Raw genomic sequence first — 20,689 nt, 5'->3', positions numbered from 1 at the left:
CATTCTCATGGCAACGGCCTGGCGGTGTCCTCCGCCGGGCCGGCCGTGCTTTCCGCCCTCCACCCATGGCCCTCGATCCCGCGCATCCACAGGCAGCGCCCATTCGCATGCCCTCACCTGCCCAGGCCGCGCCGGGCCATCGACGCAGGGCTTTCGCATGGCCCGGGCTGCGGGCCGCCATCGTCCAGCTGCACTGGTTCGTCGGCATCACGGCCGGCACCCTGCTCGTGGTCATCGGCCTGTCGGGCGCGCTGCTGGCCTTCCGCGAGGAAATCCTCGACCTGTTCAATCCGGGCGTGCGGCATGTCGCGCCCCAGGCCGGCCCGGCACTGACGCCGTCCCAGCTGCTGGAAGCCCTGGCCCGCGACGGCGCTGCCGGGCGCCGCGTGAACGTGCTCATCGTGCAATCCACGCCGGGCGTGGCTGCACGGGTGGGTTTCGCCGCCCTGCCCGGCGAGCGCCGCGGCGACACGGAATACCTGCATCCCTACACCGGCGCCGCGCAGCCCGCACTGCGCGGGAATGACTTCTTCGAATGGGTCGAGGCACTGCACCGCTGGCTGCTGCTGCCGCGCGAGCCGGGCCGCGTGGCCTCCGGCGTGCTGGCCCTGTGCCTGCTGGGACTGTCGCTGTCCGGGCTGTATTTGCGCTGGCCCCGCCACCCGCTGCGCTGGCGCACCTGGTTCGCGCTCGACACGCACCGCAATGGCCGCCCCTTCCTCTGGAGCCTGCACGCGGTCGCCGGCACCTGGGTCCTGGCCGTCTATGTGGGGCTCACCGCCACCGGGTTGTACTGGGCCTTCGACACCGTCCGCGACACCGTGGACGCCTGGGCCGGACAGCCGCGCCCACCCCGCCAGGCCTTGGCCGCTCCACCGCGCACCGACAAGGCTCCAGCCCAATCCGCTCCGGCCCACACCATGGACCTCACCGCTGCCTGGCGAGCGTTCTCGCAGCGGGCCCCGGACTGGCAGACGGCCGTGCTGCGGATGCCCCAGCGCGCGGACCAGCCCCTGCAGATCCTCTGGCTGGACCGCAACGCGCCGCACGACCGGGCCCGCCACCGCATGGTGATCGACACGGCGACCGGCGTGGTCGCCACGGACGACCGCTACGGCCAGCGCAGCGCCGCGGTACGTGCGCTCTCCACCTTCTACCCGCTGCACATGGGTACGTACTTCGGCCTGCCCGGCCGCATCGCAGTCACCATCGCCGCCCTGGCCCTGCCGCTTTTCGCCGTGACGGGCTGGATGCTCTACCTCGGCCGGCGCCGCCAGCGCAGGGAGGCCGAAGCCGCCCGGCAGGCCGTGGTGGTGCCGGCCGGCCCACTCACCACCAGCAACTCCGCGAACGCAGCGAACACCGTCCTGGTGGTCTACGCCAGCCAATCGGGAACGGCCGAGCGCATCGCCCAGCAGACGGCAGCGGCCCTGCACCGGTCCGGCCTGCCTTCGCAAGTCAGCGCGCTGCAACATCTCGCGCCGGAAGACCTCGCGGGCCATGCACGCATCCTGGTCGTGGCCAGCAGCTTCGGCGAAGGTGAGCCGCCGGACACGGCACGGCGCTTCATGCGCCTCCTGCAGCGCGGACCGGCGCAGGGCGCCCAGCCGCTCACATCCGTGCGCTACGCAATGCTGGCGCTCGGCGACCGGCACTACGCGCACTTCTGCGGCTTCGGCCATGCCCTGGATGGGGAGCTGCGCCGCTGGGGAGCGCAGCCCCTGTTCCCGCTGATCGAGGTGGACGGCGGCGATGCCGGCGCCCTGGCCCGCTGGCGCGAAGCACTCACGGCACTGGACGGCGCGAGGGCCTGGTCCGCCGACGCCCCCGCCCTGCAGGCCCTGCCCCCTTCAGCAGACCTGGAGCCCTGGCGGCTCGAAAGCCGTGAAACGCTCAATCCTGGCAGCCCGGGCAACCCCCTGGTGGAGATCACGCTGAAGCCCGCGGTGGCCGGCACCCCGCTCCGCTGGCCGGCCGGTGCCCTCGTGGACCTGCTGCCCCGCCAGCCCGCGGATGCGCTCGAGCGCTGGCTGCACGAGGCAGGCCTCGACGGCCAGGCTCCCGTGCAGGCCGGCGGAGCGCCCGAGCCGCTGGCCGACGTGCTGGCGCGCAGCGTGCTGCCCGCCCTGCCGCTACCGGAGCGCCTTCATCCACAGGCCTGCGCGGATGCACTCGTTCCCCTCGCACCACGCACCTATTCCATCGCGTCCCTGCCCGAAGACGGGGCGCTTCAGCTGCTGGTGCGCCAGCAGCGGCATGCGCAGGGCCTGGGCATCGCGTCCGGCTGGCTGACCGCGCATGCCCCCCTGGGCAGCATCCAGACGCTGCGCTTCGTCGACAACCCGTGCTTCGGCCTCGAGGGCACCGCAGGGCGCCCCTGCCTCTTCATCGGCAACGGCTCCGGGCTGGCGGGCCTGCGATCGCTGCTGCGCGCCCGCGTGCGCACCGGGCAGCAGCGCAACTGGCTGCTCTTCGGCGAGCGGCAGCGCGCGGCCGATACCCTGTGCGCCGAGGAAATCGCGCACTGGCAGGACCGGGGCTGCCTGCCGCGCCTGGACCGGGTGTTTTCCCGCGATGCCGATGCCCCGCACCGCTATGTGCAGGAAGCCCTGCGGGCGGCCATGCCGGAGCTGCGCCGGTGGCTGGACGATGGGGCCGTGGTGTTCGTGTGCGGCAGTGCCGAAGGCATGGGCGCCGGCGTGGACCACGTGCTCTCCGACGCGCTGGGCGCCGAAGGCATGGACGCGCTCATCGACGCCGGCCGCTACCGGCGCGACGTCTATTGACGGGCGGTGGCGCGGTTCCTCCCCGCAGCCGCCCCTTCAGCGCAGCTCGCCGTACTGGGTGTTGCTCAGGTCCGAGGCAGCCCGGTCATGGCCAGGCATCTCGGTGTCCTCGAAACCAGGCGCCGAAGGTGCGGGCGGCAGCAGCGGCCCGGACCGTACCGTGGTACCCGGCACGCTGGCCGCCGCAGGCTGGGTGCGGCCCGTGGCAGCGGCGCTGCCCAGCGCACGCCGGAAGGCCGCGACTTCGTCCGCATCGATCGGTTCGTAGCCCTTGCCGGGTACTGCACCCGGCCGGGCGCCCTCCGCCGGCACGGACGGCGCCAGGGAAGGGGGAATCTCGCGCGGAGCCAGAAGCGACACCGGTTCGGCGGCCGCAGGTGCAGGCACGGGAGCATGGGCGGGAACAGGCGCGGTGCGGGGCGGCAGCAAGGGCGCCGGCGCCGAGGCCGCGCCCTGCTTCGGATGCGTGTGTCCAGGGCCGGCGCCGGCGTGCGCCGGCGCGAGCGAGGGATGCGGCGCGCCGTGCCCCGGCACCCCTACCGCCACGTGGTCATTGATGCGCCAATAGACGGCCGTGACGAGGATGTCGAAGCGCGACTTCGCGGTCTGCGCGATCAGGGCCTCGATCTCGCTCAAGCGCGCGGTCTCTCCGCCGTATTCGCGTCCCAGGTCGATCATCACCAGGAACTGCCGGCCGCGCTGGTCGAGCGACAGCACCTTGAACTTGTAGCCCGCCGACAGCACGCTCGCGCGCACCATGGCGTCGCGCACCACCGTGTAGAGCAGCTCGCGCCGCTCCATGCGCTCGTTCTTGCGGTTGGCGGCATGGTCGGCCGGCGCTGGCGGCACGGCCGGCCGGCCGCTGCGCCCGGGCATGAGCGGCACCGTGGCATCCGCGTTCAGCAGCCCGGCCGGCTCCACCGCAGGGCGTGGCCGGGACGAGGGCTTTTTGCGGGAAAACCAGCTGAACAGCGACATGCGGAGGGCCTTCTTGTCAGGATGCGGGCGAATGGCGCGAGTGTAGCTGCGGCTCTCCCTCCGGCCAGGCCCCCATGCAGGAACCTGGCAGCGCGGTCATCGCCACGGCGCCCGGGTGTCAGGTTGCCGCAACACGGCGGCGCCGGTTGCCCAGGCGCCGGGCCAGCACCGAGCCCGTCGCCATCGCCAGCGCCAGGGCCACGGCCGGCTGCCGGTTCGACAGCTCGGAAAACCGCAGCGCGGTGAGCGTCCACAGCTTGCTGGGCGAACCCGCCTGCACCGTCGCGCTGCGCGGCCGGTGCGAGAAAAAAGCCCCCTCGCCCACCACGGACCCTGCGCCCACGATGGCCAGCCGCAGGCGGCCCTTCTCGTCCTCGTAGTGCACGCTGCAGTTGCCGCTTTCGATGAAATACAGCGTCCGGTCCTGCACCCCCTGGGTGAAGAGCGTGTGGCCCGCCTCCACCTGCATGGGCAGCAGGTAGCCGGCCAGCATGTCCCACTGCTCCGGCGTGAACGGGTTGTGCAGACCATCCTCCGCCGTGGACTGGGACACGGCCTGCACGAGGCCGCCGAGGTCGGCCTGCAGCACGGTCGAGGAAGCGGGAGGGGTGGAGGACAGCACAGCATTCATGGTGGCGGGACGGTATCCCCCCGCGCGCCGGCACACAAGGCAGGATTACGTCTTTTTACACACGCTGATCCACGCCGTGGAAACCAGCCGCCCCGGACGCTATTTCCCGATGCAGAAGCTCGAGAAGATGACCCCCAGCAGATCGTCGGACGTGAACTCCCCGGTGATCGCGTTGAGCGCCTGCTGGGCCAGCCGCAGTTCCTCGGCCAGCAGATCGAGCGCGGGGCCGTCGGACTCCAGCTGAGCCGCCGCTTCCATCAGGTGCGCATCCACTGCCTGCAGCGCTTCCAGGTGGCGGGCACGGGCGGTATAGATCCCCTCAGGGGCGGACTGCCAGCCGGCGATGTCCAGCAGCACGCGCCGCAGCCCGTCCAGGCCCTCGCCCGTGCGCGCGGACAGGCGCACGGCGGCGGCACGGCCGGGAGCGGACGCCGAGGCGACTCCGCCCTGCCCGGCCCCTGAGGAGCCTTCTGCGCGGTCGCTCTTGTTCCACACATCGACCACGGGTACCTGGGCCGGCGCCATGCCGGCGAGGCGGGCCGCGATCTCCGCATCCGCGGCTTCGTAATCCGGCTGGCCCGCGCGCGCGAGGTCGTGCAGGAACAGCACCGCGTCGGCCGCCGCGATCTCCTGCCAGGCCCGCTCGATGCCGATCCGCTCCACCTCGTCGTCGCTCTCGCGCAGGCCCGCCGTGTCGATCACGTGCAGCGGCACGCCCTCGATCTGGATGGTCTGCTGCACCTTGTCGCGCGTGGTGCCGGCGATCGGCGTCACGATGGCCAGTTCGGCGCCCGCGAGCGCGTTCAGCAGCGAACTCTTGCCCGCGTTGGGCTGGCCCGCGATCACCACCTTGATGCCCTCGCGCAGCAGCGCGCCCTGTCGCGTGCGGCCCATCACCTCCGCCAGCGTGCGCTGCAGCGCCGCCAGCTGGCCATGGGCATCCGCCTTGCGCAGGAAGTCGATCTCCTCCTCGGGGAAGTCGAGCGTGGCCTCCACGAGCATGCGCAGGTGCACCAGCGCGTCGCGCAGCCGGTGGATCTCGTCGGAGAACGCGCCCGCCAGCGAGCGGCTGGCGCTGCGCGCGGCGGCCTCGGTACTGGCGTCAATCAGGTCGGCGATCGCCTCGGCCTGCGCGAGGTCGATCTTGTCGTTCAGGAAGGCACGCTCGGTGAACTCGCCGGGCCGCGCCAGCCGCAGGCCCGGCAGGCACGGCCGGCCCGTGGCTCGGTCGAGTTCGCCTGCGGCCTGCAGGCAACGGGCCAGCAGCAGTTGCAGCACCACGGGGCCGCCGTGCGCCTGCAGCTCCAGCACATCCTCGCCGGTGTAGCTGTGGGGCGCAGGAAAGTACAGCGCCAGCCCCTGGTCGATGGACTGCCCCGCGGCATCGCGGAACGGCAGGTAGGTCGCCTCGCGAGGGCGCAGCACACGCCCGCAGAGCGCTTCCACCAGCGGGCCGACCCCGCGGCCCGACACGCGCACGATGCCCACGGCGCCCCGCCCCGGTGCGGTGGCGATGGCGGCGATGGGATCGGTGTGGCGGGGCAGCATGGGCGGAACGGCCGCGGGGCAGCGGCAGGCGATGAGGGGGAGGCGCGCATGATAAGCCCGCCCCCCTGCCCCGGTTGCCTATCGCCGCCCCGGGCCAGGCCCGGGGTACCGGCCCCGGATCCGCCAGCCCGGTTTACTTGATGGTGGTCCAGGCCGGCATCGGACGGTCGTCCGCGCGGTGCGGCGTGTCCATGCCCTTGCGCATCGCCCAGGGCCGGATCTGGTGGTGCAGCGGCAGGTAGTAGTACTCGTCCTTGACCAGCTTCAGCGCATCGGCGATCAGCGCATCGCGCTTGGCCGGTTCCATCTCCACCTTGATCTGGCCGATCATGCCGTCGAGCTTGGCATCGCTGAACCGGCCGCCGTTGTACACGCCCGCAGAGGTCTTGCCGTCCTTCGTGGACATCAGCGAATCCAGCGAATAGAGCGCATCGAACGTGGCCACGCCCCAGCCGAACAGGTAGGCATTCACGTCGTTGTTCATCACGCGCGTGACGAACTGCGACATCGGGGCCGTCTGCAGCGTGGTCTTCACGCCGATGCGCGTCCACATGGCCGTCACGGCCTGGCAGATCGCCTCGTCGTTCACGTAGCGGTCGTTCGGGCAGTCGAGCTTGATCGCGAAGCCGTTGGGGTAGCCGGCATCGGCCAGCAGCTTCTTCGCGGCCTCGACGTCGTACTTGGAGGCGCGCTCCTCCAGGCTCTTGCTCCAGCCGTGCACCATCGGTGCCACCATGGTGCCGGTGGGCACCGAGAGGTTGCGCATGGTGCGGCTGTGGATGGTCGCGGAATCGATGGCCTGGTAGAGCGCCTGGCGCACGCGCTTGTCCTTGAGCGGGTTCTTGCCCGGGGTGCCTGCGCCGGGCAGCTCATCGCGGAACTGGTCCAGGCCCAGGTAGATGGTGCGGTTCTCGGCCCCCTCGATCAGCTTGATGTCGGGGCTGGCCTTCATGCGCGCCAGATCCTGCGGCGGCGGATCGGGCACGAAGTCCACCTGGCCCGAGATGAGCGCGGCCGAGCGCGTGGCGGCCGACTTGATGGGTGTGAACACCACCTCGTCGATGTTGCCCGTCGGCTTGTCCCACCAGTTCGGGTTCTTCTTGAGCGTGACCTTCACGTCGGGCTGCCAGCCCACCATGATGAAGGGCCCGGTTCCGTTGGCGTTGCGCGAGGCGTAGTTCTCTTCCTTGCCGGCGTAGTCCTGTGCCTTCACCGAGTTGTTCTTCTCGGCCCAGGCCTTGTTCATGATGCGCGCCTCGGTCAGCTCGCGCAGCAGCACCGGGCTGGGCCCCTTGAGGATCAGGTCCACGGTGAAGTCGTCCACCTTCTTCACTTCCTTCACGCTCTGCACCGACGACTGCATGTTGGACGGCGGCGTCATCGCCCGCGTGAGCGAGAACACCACATCGTCCGCCGTGAACGGGGCGCCGTCGTGGAACTTGACCCCCTTGCGCAGTTCGAAGCGCACCTGCGTGGGCGAGACCTGGGTCCATTTCGTGGCCAGCGCGGGCTCGACCTGGTAGGTCTTGTCATAGCGCACGAGGCTCTCGTACACCTGCTGCAGGAAGGCATGCGTGGTCTGGTGGTTCTGCGCGTGCGGGTCCACGGTCAGGATGTCGTTCGCGCCGGCCCAGCGCAGGGTGGCCGCATGCGCGGCCCCGGCGCCGAGGAGCACGGCGAGGGCGATCGTTCCGAGGGATAAATTCAAACGCTGCTTCATCTGCAAGCCTCCGGGAAAAGGGGGGTCGATGGAAAGACCACTAGCCTAGCAATCCTCGTACCCAAAAGACAACGGCCACACGCAGGTGGCCGTTGGGGATTGCCCGGATGGCGCGCCGAAAAACGGCGTCCGGATCACGCAGCGAAGCGGATCAGCTCATGTCAGCGGAACTTCGGCAGGTTGAACTGCGGCGGCACGCCCATGCGCTTGTTGATGATCCACTGCTGGGCGATCGACAGGATGTTGTTCGTCAGCCAGTACATCACCAGGCCGGCCGGGAAGAAGAAGAACATCACGCTGAAGATCAGCGGCATGAACCACATCATCTTGGCCTGCATCGGGTCCGGCGGCGCGGGGTTGAGCGCGGTCTGCAGCAGCGAGCTGGCCGTCATCAGCAGGGGCAGGATGAAGTACGGGTCGGGCGAGGACAGGTCGTGGATCCAGCCGATCCAGGGCGCATTGCGCATTTCCACGCTCGACAGCAGCACCCAGTACAGCGCGATGAACACCGGGATCTGGATCACGATGGGGAAGCAGCCGCCCATCGGGTTGACCTTCTCCTCGCGGTAGATGCGCATCATCTCCTGCTGCATCTGCTGCGGCTTGTCCTTCAGGCGCTCGCGCATCTCCATGATCTTCGGATTGATGGCCTTCATCTTGGCCATGGACGCGTACGCCTTGGCGTTGAGCCAGTAGAACGCGATCTTGAGCAGCAGCACCAGGCCCACGATGGACCAGCCCCAGTTGTTCAGGATCTTGTGCAGCTGTTCCAGCAGCCAGTAGAGCGGCTTGGCCAGGATCGTGAGCCAGCCATAGTCCTTCACCAGTTCCAGGCCGGGCGACAGCTTCTCCAGCATGGTCTCGATCTGCGGGCCGGCGAACAGGCGCGCGTCCAGCGTCTTCGACTGGCCCGGGGCGATCTCGCCCACCGAGGTGATCATGCCCACCGAATAGAGGTTCGTATCCACCTTGCGCACGAACAGGTCGCGCTGGATGCCGTCGGCCAGCAGCCAGGCGGTGGCGAAATAGTGCTGCACCATGGCCACGTAGCCGTTGGTGGACGACTTGTCGATCTCGGCCTTGCCGCTCTCGATGTCCTTGAACTCGACCTTGTGGTACTTCTTGGCCTCGGTATAGACGGCCGGGCCGGTGAAGGTGGAGTAGAACGACGACTCTCCCGGCGGCTTGTTGCCGTCGCGCACCAGCTGCATGTACAGCTGCGGAGACACCGGCGCCGTGCCCGTGTTCACCACCTCGTGCTTCACGGCGATGTCATACGCCCCGCGCTTGAGCGTCCAGGTCTTGACCAGCTTCACGCCGCCCAGGTCCGGAGACTCGAAGCGGATGCTGATGTCGTTCTGCCCGTCCTGCAGGGTGCGGTTGCCCGGCACCACGGTCATGGGCGTCTTGTGCGTGGGATAGCCGGCCCCCCCGATCAGGCCGGTCTGCGCCACGTAGACGCGCTGGGCACTGTCGTCCAGCAGCGTGAACGGGCGGGACTTGTCCGCCATGTCGGGATAGCCCAGCAGTTCGCCGTGCGTGAGGGTGCCGCCTTCGCTGTCGAAGGTCAGGCGCAGCACGTCCGTGGTGACGGTGACGCGCTCGCGCGGCGCGGCAGGAGCCGCGGCCGCGGTGCCGCCCGGCGGCACCTGCTGCGCGCCCGCAGCGGGCGCGGCGCTCGGCGTGGGCACGCTGCCCGGGGCGCTGGCACCGCCGCCGGCCGGCGCGGACGCCACCTGGGCCGGCACGGGTTCCGGGAAGAACGTGGCCTTGTGGCCGTTGTGTACTTGCCACTTGTCCCACAGCAGAACCATGGAAAAGCCAAATATCACCCACAGGATGGTACGGCGAATGTCGTTCATGAAGACTTCTTTGGAGAGGAAGGGGTGGGGGTCGCGGCCGCGGCGGCCGTTGCCGGCCGCTCGGCCAGCCGGGAAAACAGGCGCGTCGCGCGCGGCGCTTCGGCAGGCACCGGATCATGGCCGCCATCGCACCACGGATGGCAGCGCGCGAGGCGCCGCAAGGTGAGGTAGGAGCCCGCGCCGGCGCCGTGCCGCTCCAGCGCCTGCAGCGCATAGGCGGAACAGGTGGGCTCGAACCGGCATGCCGACCCGAGCCACGGGCTCAGGAAGAAACGGTAGCCGCGCACCAGCGCCATGAGCAGCGAGCGCATCATGGCCGCGCAGCCTCCGGCGCGGGCGCAGGAGCCGGCACGGCAGCCGGTGCCGGTGGCCGTGCCGACGGGGCGGGCTTGCCGCCGCGCTGCGGGCGGACTGCCTGCCCGAAGAGCTGCAGCAGCTCCTCGCGCACGGCACGCCGCAGCGCGTCGGAGGTCGCGCTCGGAAACTGCTTGCGGTCGAACACGGCACGCAGGCGCACCACGTGCGCGGCATGGCCCAGCTGCGGCGCGAAGTCCGGCGCCACGGCGTAGATCTGCCGCTTGATGGTGTTGCGCGTCACCGCGCGCCGCGCCCAGCGCTTGGGCACCATCGCGCCCAGCCACGGTCCCGCAGAGTCGTCCACGGCAAACAGGGCCTGCGGAGCCTGCCGTTGCGGCGGAGCTCCGGGCCCTGGATGGGAGTCGGAAAGGGTGACAGAGCCTGCATCGAGACGCAGGCGGTGCAGGGCGAAGTGCGCCGTCCGGGAAATGGTTCCCCCGGCCATGGCGGCCTGGAACTGCGGACGGGTCTTGAGCCGGTGCATGGAACCATCCTCGCCCGCGTCACGGGCGAGACGCCGTGGCGGCCTCATACGGATCGGCAATCAGGGAAGCGAACGGAGCAACGCGGCCTCCCCGAGCGCGAAGCCGTATCAGACGGCCAGGCGCTTGCGGCCCTTGGCGCGGCGTGCGTTGATGACGGCACGGCCGCCGCGCGTCTTCATGCGCACGAGGAAACCGTGGGTGCGCGCGCGGCGCGTCTTGGAAGGCTGGTAGGTACGTTTCATGATCGATTCCTCGAAGGTTCTTGGGTTTGCAGGCCCGGCTTCGATCGGCCGGACCCGTTGCGCGGACCACCCATCAAAAGTGCCGCGCGAGCCGCACGCGCCGCCTGCCTCGAAACCGCTGCATCGCAAAGCAAAGCAGCAAGGCAGGAAGCCGCCCGGGCTTCATCGCCCTGAACGCATTCAGGGAAACCGGCGATTATCACAGGCTTGGCGGCAAGTGGCAATGCTCGGGCTGCGGATGCCCGGCGGGTGCACGGTTATAGCAGGCCCGCGGCCACCCCGCCCAGCTTGTGGATAACCCCTTGAAAAGCTACAATCCCAGGCCCTGATCCGTTCCTCCTATCCACAAAAAGAACCCGCCTTCATGACCGAGGAACCCTCCCGCAGCCCCGACTTCGACACCGACGCCGATCCCGGCCAGGGGCTGTGGCAAGCCTGTGTCGAGCAGCTCGCGCAGGACCTGCCCGAACAGCAGTTCAACACCTGGATCAAGCCGCTCGTCGCCCAGGTCGCCCCCGACTTCTCCAAGGTCACCCTGCTGGTGGCCAACCGCTTCAAGCTCGACTGGATCCGCGCCCAGTACGCGGGCCGCATCACCGCGTTGCTCGAGGGCCTCTACGGCCAGCCGGTCACGCTGGAGTTAGCGCTCGCTCAGCGGGAAAGCGTTACCCGTACGGTGGTTCGCCCCGTGGTGCAGCAGCCCACGGCCCCGGCAGAGACGCCCATCGGCTCTACCCCGTCGGACGAGCCCGCTGCCGCCCCGTTCCGCTCGCGCCTCAACCCGGCACTCACCTTCGAGACCCTGGTGGAGGGCACGGCCAACCGCATGGCGCGTTCCGCCGCCATGCACGTCGCGGGCTCGCCCGGGCACCTGTACAACCCGCTTTTCATCTACGGCGGCGTGGGCCTGGGCAAGACCCACCTGGTGCATGCCGTGGGCAACCGCCTGCTGCAGGACAAGCCCGACGCCAAAGTTCTCTACATCCATGCCGAGCAGTTCGTCTCGGATGTGGTTAAGGCCTACCAGCGCCGCACCTTCGACGAGTTCAAGGCCCACTACCACTCGCTCGACCTGCTGCTGATCGACGACGTGCAATTCTTCGCCAACAAGGACCGCACGCAGGAGGAGTTCTTCAACGCCTTCGAGGCGCTGCTGGCCAAGAAGAGCCACATCGTGATGACCTCGGACACCTATCCGAAGGGCCTCGCGAACATCCACGAGCGGCTCGTCTCGCGCTTCGACTCCGGCCTCACCGTCACGATCGAGCCGCCCGAGCTCGAGATGCGCGTGGCCATCCTGATCAACAAGGCCCGGGCCGAGAGCGCCGAGATGCCCGAGGAAGTCGCCTTCTTCGTCGCCAAGAACGTGCGCTCCAACGTGCGCGAGCTCGAAGGCGCGCTGCGCAAGATCCTGGCCTATTCGCGCTTCAACCAGAAGGAAGTCTCCATCCAGCTCGCCCGCGAGGCGCTGCGCGACCTGCTGTCCATCCAGAACCGGCAGATCAGCGTGGAGAACATCCAGAAGACCGTCGCCGACTACTACAAGATCAAGGTGGCGGACATGTACAGCAAGAAGCGCCCCGCCTCCATCGCCCGGCCGCGCCAGATCGCGATGTACCTCGCCAAGGAACTCACGCAGAAGAGCCTGCCCGAGATCGGCGAGCTTTTCGGGGGGCGCGACCACACGACGGTGCTGCACGCGGTGCGCAAGATCGCGGGCGAACGGCAGCAACTGACCGAGCTGAACCAGCAGCTGCACGTGCTGGAGCAGACGCTCAAGGGCTAAAAGCGGCCCGCAAGACCACGGTGAAGCCCGCCCGCGCCCAGGAAATGCCCCGGTTCCCGGGCAAAATGCCAGGTTGGCCGAGGGGGTGCCGGCAAAGGCACCGCCCAAGCGGCCGCCGGGCGGCCCGGCACCGTCGCACAAATCACTAGGGGTTGAAGACATGATCGTCCTGAAGGCAACACAAGACAAGGTTCTCGCGGTACTGCAATCGGTCGCGGGCATCGTCGAGCGCCGGCACACGCTGCCCATCCTGGCCAACGTGCTGATCCGCAAGACCGGCAATGCCCTGCAGCTCACCACCAGCGACCTGGAAATCCAGATCCGCACCACCGCCGAACTCGGCGGCGACACGGGCGACTTCACCACCACCGTGGGCGCGCGCAAGCTGATCGACATCCTGAAGACCATGCCCGCCGACCAGACGGTCAGCCTGGAGTCACAGCAGTCCAAGCTGGTGCTCAAGGGCGGCAAGAGCCGCTTCACCCTGCAGTCCCTGCCCGCGGAAGACTTCCCCCTGGTGCAGGAATCCGCCGCCTTCGGCCCCGCCTTCAGCGTGCCGCAGAAGGTGCTGAAGGACCTGCTCGGCCAGGTGTCGTTCGCCATGGCGGTGCAGGACATCCGCTACTACCTCAACGGCATCCTGTTCGTGGCCGAGGGCAACACGCTGAGCCTGGTCGCCACCGACGGCCACCGCCTGGCCTTCGCCAGCGCCACGCTGGACGTGGAAGTGCCCAAGCAGGAAGTCATCCTGCCGCGCAAGACCGTGCTGGAGCTGCAGCGCCTGCTGTCGGACGCCGGCGGCGAGAACCAGCCCCACATCGAGATGCAGTTCGCCAACAACCAGGCGAAGTTCACCTTCGGCGGCATGGAGTTCGTCACCAAGCTGGTGGAGGGCAAGTTCCCCGACTACAACCGCGTGATCCCCAAGGGCCACAAGAACAGCGTCACCCTGGGCCGCGCGCCCCTGCTGGCCAGCCTGCAGCGCACGGCCATCATGACCAGCGACAAGTTCAAGGGCGTGCGCCTGAACATCGAACCCGGCACCCTGCGCGTGGCGTCCAACAACGCCGAGCAGGAAGAGGCCGTGGACGAGCTCGACATCGACTACGGCGGCGACACCATCGAGATCGGCTTCAACGTCACCTACCTCATCGACGCGCTCGCGAACATGGGCCAGGACATGGTGAAGGTGGACCTCTCCGACGGCAACAGCTCCGCGCTGATGACCATCCCCGACAACGACAACTTCAAGTACGTCGTGATGCCCATGCGCATCTGACGCACCGGTCCCCTGACTTTCTTTCGACCCCACCGGAAGCCGCACGCGGCTTCCCCGGACCCCAAGGCCTTCCATGACCGCTGAGAACACCCTGCCCGAGCCCACCCTTCCCACGGGCGACAGCCAAGCGCAGTCCGTCGCAGCCCCCGCTTCCGTGCCCGCCCAGGCCGCCGCGCCCAGCGACGGCTACGGCGAAGGCGCGATCCAGATCCTGGAAGGCCTGGAGGCCGTGCGCAAGCGCCCCGGCATGTACATCGGCGACACGTCGGACGGCACGGGCCTGCACCACCTCGTCTTCGAAGTGGTGGACAACTCCATCGACGAGGCGCTGGCCGGACACTGCGACGACATCGTCGTCACCATCCACTCCGACAACTCCATCAGCGTGGTGGACAACGGCCGCGGCATCCCCACCGGCGTGAAGATGGACGACAAGCACGAGCCCAAGCGCTCGGCCGCCGAGATCGCCCTCACCGAACTGCACGCGGGCGGCAAGTTCAACCAGAACAGCTACAAGGTCTCGGGTGGCCTGCACGGCGTGGGCGTGAGCTGCGTGAACGCGCTCAGCAAGATGCTGCGCCTCACCGTCCGCCGCGACGGCAAGGTGCACCTGCTGGAATTCAGCCAGGGCTTCGTGCAGAACCGCATCCTGGAGACGGTGAACGGTGTCGAGGTCTCGCCCATGCGCGTGACCGGCGAAACCGACAAGCGCGGCACGGAAGTCCACTTCCTGCCCGACACCGAGATCTTCAAGGAGAACAACGACTTCCACTACGAGATCCTCGCCAAGCGCCTGCGCGAGCTCTCGTTCCTGAACAACGGCGTGCGCATCCGCCTGAAGGACGAGCGCACCGGCAAGGAAGACGACTTCTCCGGCGCGGGCGGCGTGATGGGCTTCGTGCAGTTCATCAACGCCAGCAAGAAGGTGCTGCACCCCAACGCCTTCCACGCCACGGGCAGCCGCCCCGCGGAGACCTACGGCGGCATCCCCGGCACCGAGATCGGCGTGGAAGTGGCCATGCAGTGGAACGACGGCTTCAACGAATCCGTGCTCTGCTTCACCAACAACATCCCGCAGCGCGACGGCGGCACCCACCTGACCGGCCTGCGCGCCGCCATGACGCGCGTCATCGGCAAGTACATCGAGCAGAACGAGATGGCCAAGAAGGCCAAGGTCGAGGTGAGCGGCGACGACATGCGCGAAGGCCTGTGCTGCGTGCTCTCCGTGAAGGTGCCCGAGCCCAAGTTCAGCAGCCAGACCAAGGACAAGCTCGTCTCCAGCGAGGTGCGCGCGCCCGTGGAAGACATCGTCGCCAAGGCCCTCACCGACTACCTGGAAGAGCGCCCCAACGACGCCAAGATCCTCTGCGGCAAGATCGTGGAAGCCGCCCGTGCCCGCGAGGCCGCGCGCAAGGCCCGCGAGATGACGCGCCGCAAGGGCGTGCTCGACGGCATGGGCCTGCCCGGCAAACTCGCCGACTGCCAGGAGAAAGACCCGGCGATGAGCGAGATCTACATCGTCGAGGGCGACTCCGCCGGCGGCTCCGCCAAGCAGGGCCGCGACCGGAAGTTCCAGGCCATCCTGCCGCTGCGCGGCAAGATCCTGAACGTGGAGAAGGCGCGCTACGAGAAGCTGCTCACCTCCAACGAAATCCTGACGCTCATCACCGCCCTGGGCACCGGCATCGGCAAGGCCAGCGCCGACGGCACCGGCAAGAGCGGCGCCGACGATTTCAACGTCGACAAGCTGCGCTACCACCGCATCATCATCATGACCGATGCCGACGTGGACGGCGCGCACATCCGCACCCTGCTGCTCACCTTCTTCTACCGCCAGATGCCCGAGCTGGTCGAGCGCGGCCACATCTACATCGCCCAGCCGCCGCTCTACAAGGTCAAGAACGGCAAGGAAGAGCTCTACCTGAAGGACGGCCCCGCGCTCGACACCTTCCTGCTGCGCGTGGCCCTGCGCGACGCCAGCGTGACCACCGGCGGCGAGCAGGCCCGCACGCTCGATGGTGAAACCCTCGGCACCCTGGCGCAGAAGCACCAGGTGGCCGAGGCCGTCATCGAGCGCCTCTCCGCCTTCATGGACCGCGAGGCCCTGCGCGCCATCGCCGACGGCGTCGCGCTCAACCTCGACACCGTGGAAGACGCCGAGGCCAGCGCCGTCGCCCTGCAGGCCAAGCTGCGCGAACTCACCACCACGGGCGTGCCCGCCGAAGTGGCCGGCGAATTCGACGCCCGTACCGACAAGCCCGTGCTGCGCATCAGCCGCCGTCACCACGGCAACATCAAGAGCAGCGTCATCACCCAGGACTTCGTGCACGGCGCCGACTACGCCGCCCTGGCCGAAGCCGCCCACACCTTCCGCGGCCTGCTCGGCGAAGGCGCCAAGGTGCTGCGCGGCGAAGGCGAGCGCCAGCGCGAAGAGAAAGTCGGCGACTTCCGCCAGGCCATGGCCTGGCTCATCAAGGAAGCCGAACGCACCACCAGCCGCCAGCGCTACAAGGGCCTGGGCGAGATGAACCCCGAACAGCTGTGGGAAACCACCATGGACCCCGAAGTGCGCCGCCTGCTGCGCGTGCAGATCGAGGACGCGATCGAGGCGGACCGGGTGTTCACGATGCTGATGGGGGATGAGGTCGAGCCGCGCAGGGACTTTATTGAGACGAATGCGTTGCGGGCGGGGAACATCGACGTTTAACGATGCATTTCCTTGCATCTTTGATCTTCCCCAAGCGATGCATGGTCGTCATTTGACGGGTTAGGTTCCCCTAACTACAATGCTTGCAACACGGCCCCCTTCAGTGATGCATCTCGGTGCTAGCTGCTTGGGGGTTTTTCTTTGGGCGCTCCGCTACCAATTGCGCTCTTCCCAACCCGCATCCACCCCCATACCTTGCAGCGTGATGCCCAGGTGCGCCACATCTGGAAACACCTGCAGATGCTGCTTTAATCTGCGGCCCCAGCCAGATGACGGATTGATCACCTGCATCATGTGCTGGCACATGCACAGCAGCAGAAACGGCCGGGTGCGCAATGCACTGTCGTTCACGAACGCATCGAGCGCAGGCACCGCACCCAAGGCAGGCAATTTGGGCCCTTCCACCACGTTACGGTTCCACAAACGGCTGTGGTGCGCGCACACATTGCGCAGATAGTTCAAACTGCGCAGCCAACTGGCGAACACACGCCCGTCTTCCACTCCGTAGCTTTGGGCAATGGCATCCTGGTCTTCCGACTGCAGACCTGAAAACAGGGTGGACATGCACCCGAAGTCCCATACCTCGCAGGCCACCCAAATTGCCAGAGGCAACCCATACTTTTCCCGGTTGTGCACCATGAAGGTCTCGCGCGAGCGCATGACCAATGCCGCGTGCTTGGTCAGCCATTCGTGGTGCCGCGTCAGGCCGTTTTGGGTGTCCAGCTTGCGCGCAAAGTTGTCGTGAAACAGCTCGGGCTTCAAGTAGGCGAAAGCGTCTTTCTCTCCCAGCCTATGCGACAGGTCCACCCGCAACGCCACCTCGATGCGCTCCAGCCCGTCCAGCGCCAGCAATCGCAGCTTCTTGTCGAAGACGTATAAATCCACGGCGTCGTGGAAACGCGTGCCGGGCTTGAATTCATCCAGCACCGGGCGCTCGATCCGCACTTTTTTAGGCTTACGGCCTGTTTCTGCATCCAGCGGACAAAACGGCTCGCCGCGCACCCGAAAGTCATACCAATACCCGCTGAGCCGGTAGTACCCAATGCGCTCCAGATAGTCCGTGGCCTTGGCTGCATCGCCAATCTGCATGCCACGGGCTTGCAACTGCGCCAGTTGATCGACGACGCTTCGCCAGGGTTTGGAATAGGCCATGGTGGATGTGCTGTGTTCAGGCCACCGCTTGCACCAGCGCCTCGGCCAGACGGGCCTGCAATGCTCCGCGTTCGGCCAGGCGCTGGCGCAGGTCGGCGCACAGGCGGCGCAGGGCTGTGACGCGGGTGACGATGCGGGATTGTTCGGCGAGGGGTGGCAGCGGGACCAGAAATTCTTGAATACTTTTTAAACCCACGTTTGGCTGCGTAGTCCTGTTCGTCGCGCTGGCAGCCTGCGCCTTGGCGCACCGAGATACGGAGAAAAGATACTGGTAATCAGTCTCTATGAAACCAGGGAGGACTTTAATAACTGCACAAGAATAGGAAGCGAGAAATTCACGATCGGTAGTTACCTTCCTGACAACACCAATAGTTCCGTACCGGGGATAGATCAAATCGCCGGCTTCAGGCCGAATCTTTGAGGCCAACTCGACGTAATCGCTGTACGCGATCTTCTTGGCACCGTCAAAATCAATTTCATTGATGCCATAAAAATCACGAGGCGACACATAGGGCACACCGTCTTTAGCTTCAGATGGCATCTTGTGGTCGATATCGCCAATCTTCATTGCAATATTGGCCCACCTCACCCACTCCCACCCCACCGGCACCTCAAACGGCTTTTCCTCGTCGGTGATGGGAGGCAAGGGTTTGTCGCGCTTGATCTGGGCGGTGGCAACGAGGCGATCTTTTTCGGCGCGGATTTTTTGCAGCAGGGCGCTGGCGGGTTCGTCGGTGGGGTCTTGGGGCACGAGCAGGCCGCGCACCGCCAGTTGCAGCAGGGCTTGTTCCAGGGCGTCGATGGCTTCGGGGCGGTCCAGCAGCAGGTCGAAGTGCTGGGCCACGCGCTGCCAGTTGTCGGCCAGCTCTTCGGGCGTGGTACTGGCAGTGAGCGTGCCCAGCAGGGTGTTGACCAGTTGCGCGTGTTGCGTGGCCTCCAACTGGCCCTTGGCCTCCAGCGCATTGCACAAGCGCATGAGGGCTTCGACGCGGGCGACGATGCGGGACTGTTCGGCCTCTGGTGGCAAAGCGATAAGACCCTGGAAAAAATTGGCGTCGTTAATTGCTGGATAGGCAATTCCAACAGCTTTGCTATTCACGTAGTCCGAGAACGGTTGACTGCGCAAGTAATGCATCAAATACTTTGGCAAAACACCAGAGTGCGGATGCATAACCGCAAACGCTGTGCTCGCAATGGCTCTTGGTGAGTAATCTCGCTCGACTACTGCGATGTTCTTCAAGTACGGACGTATCGTGGAATAAATCACCGTTCCAGGCGCGACATTCTTACGCGCACGCGAAGGCGCATCGGCTGCCTCTAGAACTTGAATCTCGGAAGCGACGCACCCCTTCAGGTTATCAACCGAGGCAACGTCGATATAGTTAAATGCCCCAGTTGGCTCCCCTTGCCCTAAGTTATGAGTCACCTCGGGTATGCGCACCCACACCCACCCAGCTGGCAACTCAAACGGCTTTTCCTCCTCGGCAATCTCCGCCAACGGCTTGTCCCGCTTGATCTTCCCCTCGGCGATCAACCGATCCTTCTCCGCCCGAATCTTCTGTAGCAGCACGCCCGCCGGCTCATCAGCAGGGTCTTGCGGCACCAGCTTGCCTTGCACCGCCAGGGTGAGAATGAGTTCGCGCAACTTGGCGACGCCACCGGGGGCGGTGGCAAGTAGCTCCATATTTGATAGCAGCATGCGCCGGTTACTCAAGCGCCAGAGGCGTTTTTGTTCAATAACGGGGCCAGCTTCTGCTGCACGAGCTGGCTGAGCGCCTGGGCTTGTTGCAGGCATTCGCGCAAGGCTTGCTCGGTGACCAGCTCGCCGTCGTAGTCGCTCAGGTTGCGCTGTTTGCGCAGGGCGTCCAGCACACGTACGGTGGCGGGGCTGACGCCCAGGGTGTGCGTGAGGCACTGCAGCGTAGTCTGGTGGTGGCCGGGCTTGCTAGTGGAGGTGCGCCAGCCCTGGGCGTGCAAGGCGGCGTCGGCCACGGCTCGGATGGCTGTGTAGGCGCAGTCGAAGCGGGTCTCGGCACTGTTGTCGGTGCGCTGTGCGTCTTGCAGGCGGGTGTGCGCGGTGGCGAGCATTTTTTGCAGCAGGGCGGCAGAGAACGGCACCTTGTCGAGCATGCCGATGCGGGCCAGGTTGTTCAGTTCTTCTTCAGGCATCGAGGTTTCCTGTCAGCACGATGCGGGGTTTGGCCAGCAGTTCCTGCACGAAGGGGTGGCCTTCTGCGCGCTGGCGTGTCCACTCGGCGGGGGTCATGACCTTGGGGTTGATCTCGCGGCCCAGTTGGGCCTGGGCGGCGTAGGTGGCTTCCACCACCTGGGCAAAGCTGGCGCTGCCCACCACCAGCAAATCCACATCGCTGCCTGCGTGGGCGCTGCCGCTGGCCATGGAGCCGAAGACAAAGGCCAGCGTCACCTGGTCGCCCAGCGGCTGCAGGGCCTGGCGCAGCACGTCGGCCAGGCCAGTCGTCTTGCGGATGAGGGCCTGCAGCTCGGCAAAGACAGGGTGGCCCGGGTTGGCCTGAAACTGCACCTGGTTGCCCACGCGCTCACTGGTGAGCAGGCCGACATGGCACAGCGCGTCCAGTTCTTTTTTCAGGGTGCCGGGGGCGGCCTGCGTCTGGCGGGCCAGTTCGCGCAGATGCATTTTCTGATCGGGCTGCATCAGCAGCAGCGCCAGCACTTTGCGCCGGTACTGGTTGGGGAATAGCAGCTCAGCAAGCGCAGGTTGTGTTTTCAAATGGGAAACGCTTGTTTTCTATAAGAAAACACATTATGCCTTCCAGCGACTAAGAGCGGCTAACACTACCGTCTGAGACCAGTTCAGAGCCGTTATGCTTGGCGTCCTCATGGCAAGAAGACCGGTCAGCAAAGAACTGTGGCGACAGCTGCAACCCCTCATCCCGGCCTTCGTGCCATCGGCCAAGGGCGGAGCGCGCAAGCGTACCGTCAGCGACGAAGCGGCCCTCAACGGCATCCTGTTCGTGCTGCACACCGGCATCGCCTGGGAAGATCTGCCGCAGTCGCTGGGCTTTGGCAGCGGCATGACCTGCTGGCGGCGGCTTCGCGACTGGAACGCTGCCGGAGTGTGGCAGAAACTGCACCACGCCATGCTGGTGCGCCTGCGCGAACATGACCAGATCGATT

17 protein-coding genes are annotated in these 20,689 nt (G+C 67.0%); 5 read left to right on the top strand and 12 right to left on the bottom strand.

Features of this window, described 5'->3' with window-relative positions; all coding sequences use genetic code 11:
• The first annotated feature begins 65 nt into the window (after window positions 1-65).
• Window positions 66-2,786: a PepSY domain-containing protein gene (locus tag T336_RS0117365; protein ID WP_244883978.1), complete on the top strand. Its 2,721-nt coding sequence runs from the start codon at window positions 66-68 to the stop codon at window positions 2,784-2,786.
• Between the two features lie 36 nt (window positions 2,787-2,822).
• On the opposite strand, the gene T336_RS0117360 is transcribed toward T336_RS0117365, so the two are convergent.
• The 8 genes from T336_RS0117360 to rpmH all read right to left on the bottom strand — a co-directional run bounded on the left by T336_RS0117360 (window position 2,823) and on the right by rpmH (window position 10,609).
• Window positions 2,823-3,764: a hypothetical protein gene (locus T336_RS0117360; protein WP_026433512.1), complete on the bottom strand. Its 942-nt coding sequence runs from the start codon at window positions 3,762-3,764 to the stop codon at window positions 2,823-2,825.
• A 118-nt stretch (window positions 3,765-3,882) separates the two neighbouring features.
• Complete coding sequence (locus T336_RS0117355) at window positions 3,883-4,395, bottom strand: Crp/Fnr family transcriptional regulator (protein WP_019703971.1); 513 nt, start codon at window positions 4,393-4,395, stop codon at window positions 3,883-3,885.
• A 99-nt stretch (window positions 4,396-4,494) separates the two neighbouring features.
• On the bottom strand, window positions 4,495-5,943 hold the full coding sequence (mnmE, locus tag T336_RS0117350; protein WP_026433511.1) for a tRNA uridine-5-carboxymethylaminomethyl(34) synthesis GTPase MnmE: 1,449 nt from the start codon (window positions 5,941-5,943) through the stop codon (window positions 4,495-4,497).
• Between the two features lie 133 nt (window positions 5,944-6,076).
• Window positions 6,077-7,663, bottom strand: a complete 1,587-nt coding sequence (locus T336_RS0117345; protein WP_026433510.1) for an ABC transporter substrate-binding protein — start codon at window positions 7,661-7,663, stop codon at window positions 6,077-6,079.
• A 161-nt stretch (window positions 7,664-7,824) separates the two neighbouring features.
• Complete coding sequence (gene yidC / locus T336_RS0117340; protein WP_026433509.1) at window positions 7,825-9,525, bottom strand: membrane protein insertase YidC; 1,701 nt, start codon at window positions 9,523-9,525, stop codon at window positions 7,825-7,827.
• Complete coding sequence (yidD, locus tag T336_RS0117335) at window positions 9,522-9,839, bottom strand: membrane protein insertion efficiency factor YidD (protein ID WP_026433508.1); 318 nt, start codon at window positions 9,837-9,839, stop codon at window positions 9,522-9,524. The genes yidC and yidD overlap by 4 nt, the downstream gene beginning before the upstream one ends.
• Window positions 9,836-10,366 carry a ribonuclease P protein component gene (locus T336_RS0117330; RefSeq protein ID WP_026433507.1) on the bottom strand — a complete coding sequence of 177 codons (531 nt, stop codon included), beginning with the start codon at window positions 10,364-10,366 and terminating at the stop codon, window positions 9,836-9,838. The genes yidD and T336_RS0117330 overlap by 4 nt, the downstream gene beginning before the upstream one ends.
• Window positions 10,367-10,474: 108 nt before the next feature.
• The gene (gene rpmH, locus T336_RS0117325) at window positions 10,475-10,609 is read right to left on the bottom strand and encodes a 50S ribosomal protein L34 (RefSeq protein WP_005798102.1); all 135 of its coding nucleotides are present in this window, start codon (window positions 10,607-10,609) and stop codon (window positions 10,475-10,477) included.
• Window positions 10,610-10,973: 364 nt separating this feature from the next.
• Between rpmH and dnaA the strand changes: the two genes are divergently transcribed.
• The 3 genes from dnaA to gyrB all read left to right on the top strand — a co-directional run bounded on the left by dnaA (window position 10,974) and on the right by gyrB (window position 16,381).
• Window positions 10,974-12,395: a chromosomal replication initiator protein DnaA gene (gene dnaA, locus T336_RS0117320; RefSeq protein ID WP_084151456.1), complete on the top strand. Its 1,422-nt coding sequence runs from the start codon at window positions 10,974-10,976 to the stop codon at window positions 12,393-12,395.
• 160 nt (window positions 12,396-12,555) lie between these two features.
• Complete coding sequence (dnaN, locus tag T336_RS0117315) at window positions 12,556-13,674, top strand: DNA polymerase III subunit beta (RefSeq protein ID WP_019700677.1); 1,119 nt, start codon at window positions 12,556-12,558, stop codon at window positions 13,672-13,674.
• Window positions 13,675-13,747: 73 nt separating this feature from the next.
• Entirely contained in the window at window positions 13,748-16,381 is a 2,634-nt protein-coding gene (gene gyrB, locus T336_RS0117310; RefSeq protein ID WP_013592519.1) for a DNA topoisomerase (ATP-hydrolyzing) subunit B, read from the top strand.
• A gap of 153 nt (window positions 16,382-16,534) precedes the next feature.
• On the opposite strand, the gene T336_RS0117305 is transcribed toward gyrB, so the two are convergent.
• The 4 genes from T336_RS0117305 to T336_RS0117290 are packed head-to-tail and all read right to left on the bottom strand — an operon-like array spanning window position 16,535 to window position 20,282.
• Entirely contained in the window at window positions 16,535-17,533 is a 999-nt protein-coding gene (locus T336_RS0117305; protein ID WP_026433505.1) for an Abi family protein, read from the bottom strand.
• A gap of 16 nt (window positions 17,534-17,549) precedes the next feature.
• A complete protein-coding gene (locus T336_RS0117300) occupies window positions 17,550-19,232 on the bottom strand; it encodes a restriction endonuclease subunit S (protein ID WP_035226408.1) in 1,683 nt (560 codons plus the stop codon).
• An 11-nt stretch (window positions 19,233-19,243) separates the two neighbouring features.
• Entirely contained in the window at window positions 19,244-19,702 is a 459-nt protein-coding gene (locus tag T336_RS0117295; RefSeq protein ID WP_026433503.1) for a hypothetical protein, read from the bottom strand.
• Complete coding sequence (locus tag T336_RS0117290) at window positions 19,695-20,282, bottom strand: nucleotidyltransferase domain-containing protein (protein ID WP_026433502.1); 588 nt, start codon at window positions 20,280-20,282, stop codon at window positions 19,695-19,697. The genes T336_RS0117295 and T336_RS0117290 overlap by 8 nt, the downstream gene beginning before the upstream one ends.
• A 109-nt stretch (window positions 20,283-20,391) precedes the next feature.
• Here T336_RS0117290 and T336_RS0117285 point away from each other — a divergent pair.
• Window positions 20,392-20,689, top strand: a 298-nt coding sequence (locus T336_RS0117285) for a transposase (protein ID WP_156957893.1), incomplete at its 3' end; no start/stop codon positions are given.

The organism is Paracidovorax oryzae ATCC 19882, from assembly GCF_000687165.1.
In the GTDB taxonomy this organism is placed as follows: Bacteria; Pseudomonadota; Gammaproteobacteria; order Burkholderiales; family Burkholderiaceae_C; genus Paracidovorax; species Paracidovorax oryzae.
This window is presented reverse-complemented; position numbering and strand designations above follow the sequence as displayed.

Excerpts from the sequence above, each read along its gene's own strand:
- T336_RS0117330 (WP_026433507.1), bottom strand. The coding sequence starts at position 10,366 with ATGCACCGGCTCAAGACCCGTCCGCAGTTCCAGGCCGCCATGGCCGGG.
- yidC (WP_026433509.1), bottom strand. The coding sequence starts at position 9,525 with ATGAACGACATTCGCCGTACCATCCTGTGGGTGATATTTGGCTTTTCC.
- T336_RS0117345 (WP_026433510.1), bottom strand. The coding sequence starts at position 7,663 with ATGAAGCAGCGTTTGAATTTATCCCTCGGAACGATCGCCCTCGCCGTG.
- dnaA (WP_084151456.1), top strand. The coding sequence starts at position 10,974 with ATGACCGAGGAACCCTCCCGCAGCCCCGACTTCGACACCGACGCCGAT.
- T336_RS0117300 (WP_035226408.1), bottom strand. The coding sequence starts at position 19,232 with ATGCTGCTATCAAATATGGAGCTACTTGCCACCGCCCCCGGTGGCGTC.
- T336_RS0117305 (WP_026433505.1), bottom strand. The coding sequence starts at position 17,533 with ATGGCCTATTCCAAACCCTGGCGAAGCGTCGTCGATCAACTGGCGCAG.
- rpmH (WP_005798102.1), bottom strand. The coding sequence starts at position 10,609 with ATGAAACGTACCTACCAGCCTTCCAAGACGCGCCGCGCGCGCACCCAC.
- T336_RS0117365 (WP_244883978.1), top strand. The coding sequence starts at position 66 with ATGGCCCTCGATCCCGCGCATCCACAGGCAGCGCCCATTCGCATGCCC.
- T336_RS0117295 (WP_026433503.1), bottom strand. The coding sequence starts at position 19,702 with ATGCCTGAAGAAGAACTGAACAACCTGGCCCGCATCGGCATGCTCGAC.
- mnmE (WP_026433511.1), bottom strand. The coding sequence starts at position 5,943 with ATGCTGCCCCGCCACACCGATCCCATCGCCGCCATCGCCACCGCACCG.
- T336_RS0117360 (WP_026433512.1), bottom strand. The coding sequence starts at position 3,764 with ATGTCGCTGTTCAGCTGGTTTTCCCGCAAAAAGCCCTCGTCCCGGCCA.
- gyrB (WP_013592519.1), top strand. The coding sequence starts at position 13,748 with ATGACCGCTGAGAACACCCTGCCCGAGCCCACCCTTCCCACGGGCGAC.
- dnaN (WP_019700677.1), top strand. The coding sequence starts at position 12,556 with ATGATCGTCCTGAAGGCAACACAAGACAAGGTTCTCGCGGTACTGCAA.
- yidD (WP_026433508.1), bottom strand. The coding sequence starts at position 9,839 with ATGATGCGCTCGCTGCTCATGGCGCTGGTGCGCGGCTACCGTTTCTTC.
- T336_RS0117355 (WP_019703971.1), bottom strand. The coding sequence starts at position 4,395 with ATGAATGCTGTGCTGTCCTCCACCCCTCCCGCTTCCTCGACCGTGCTG.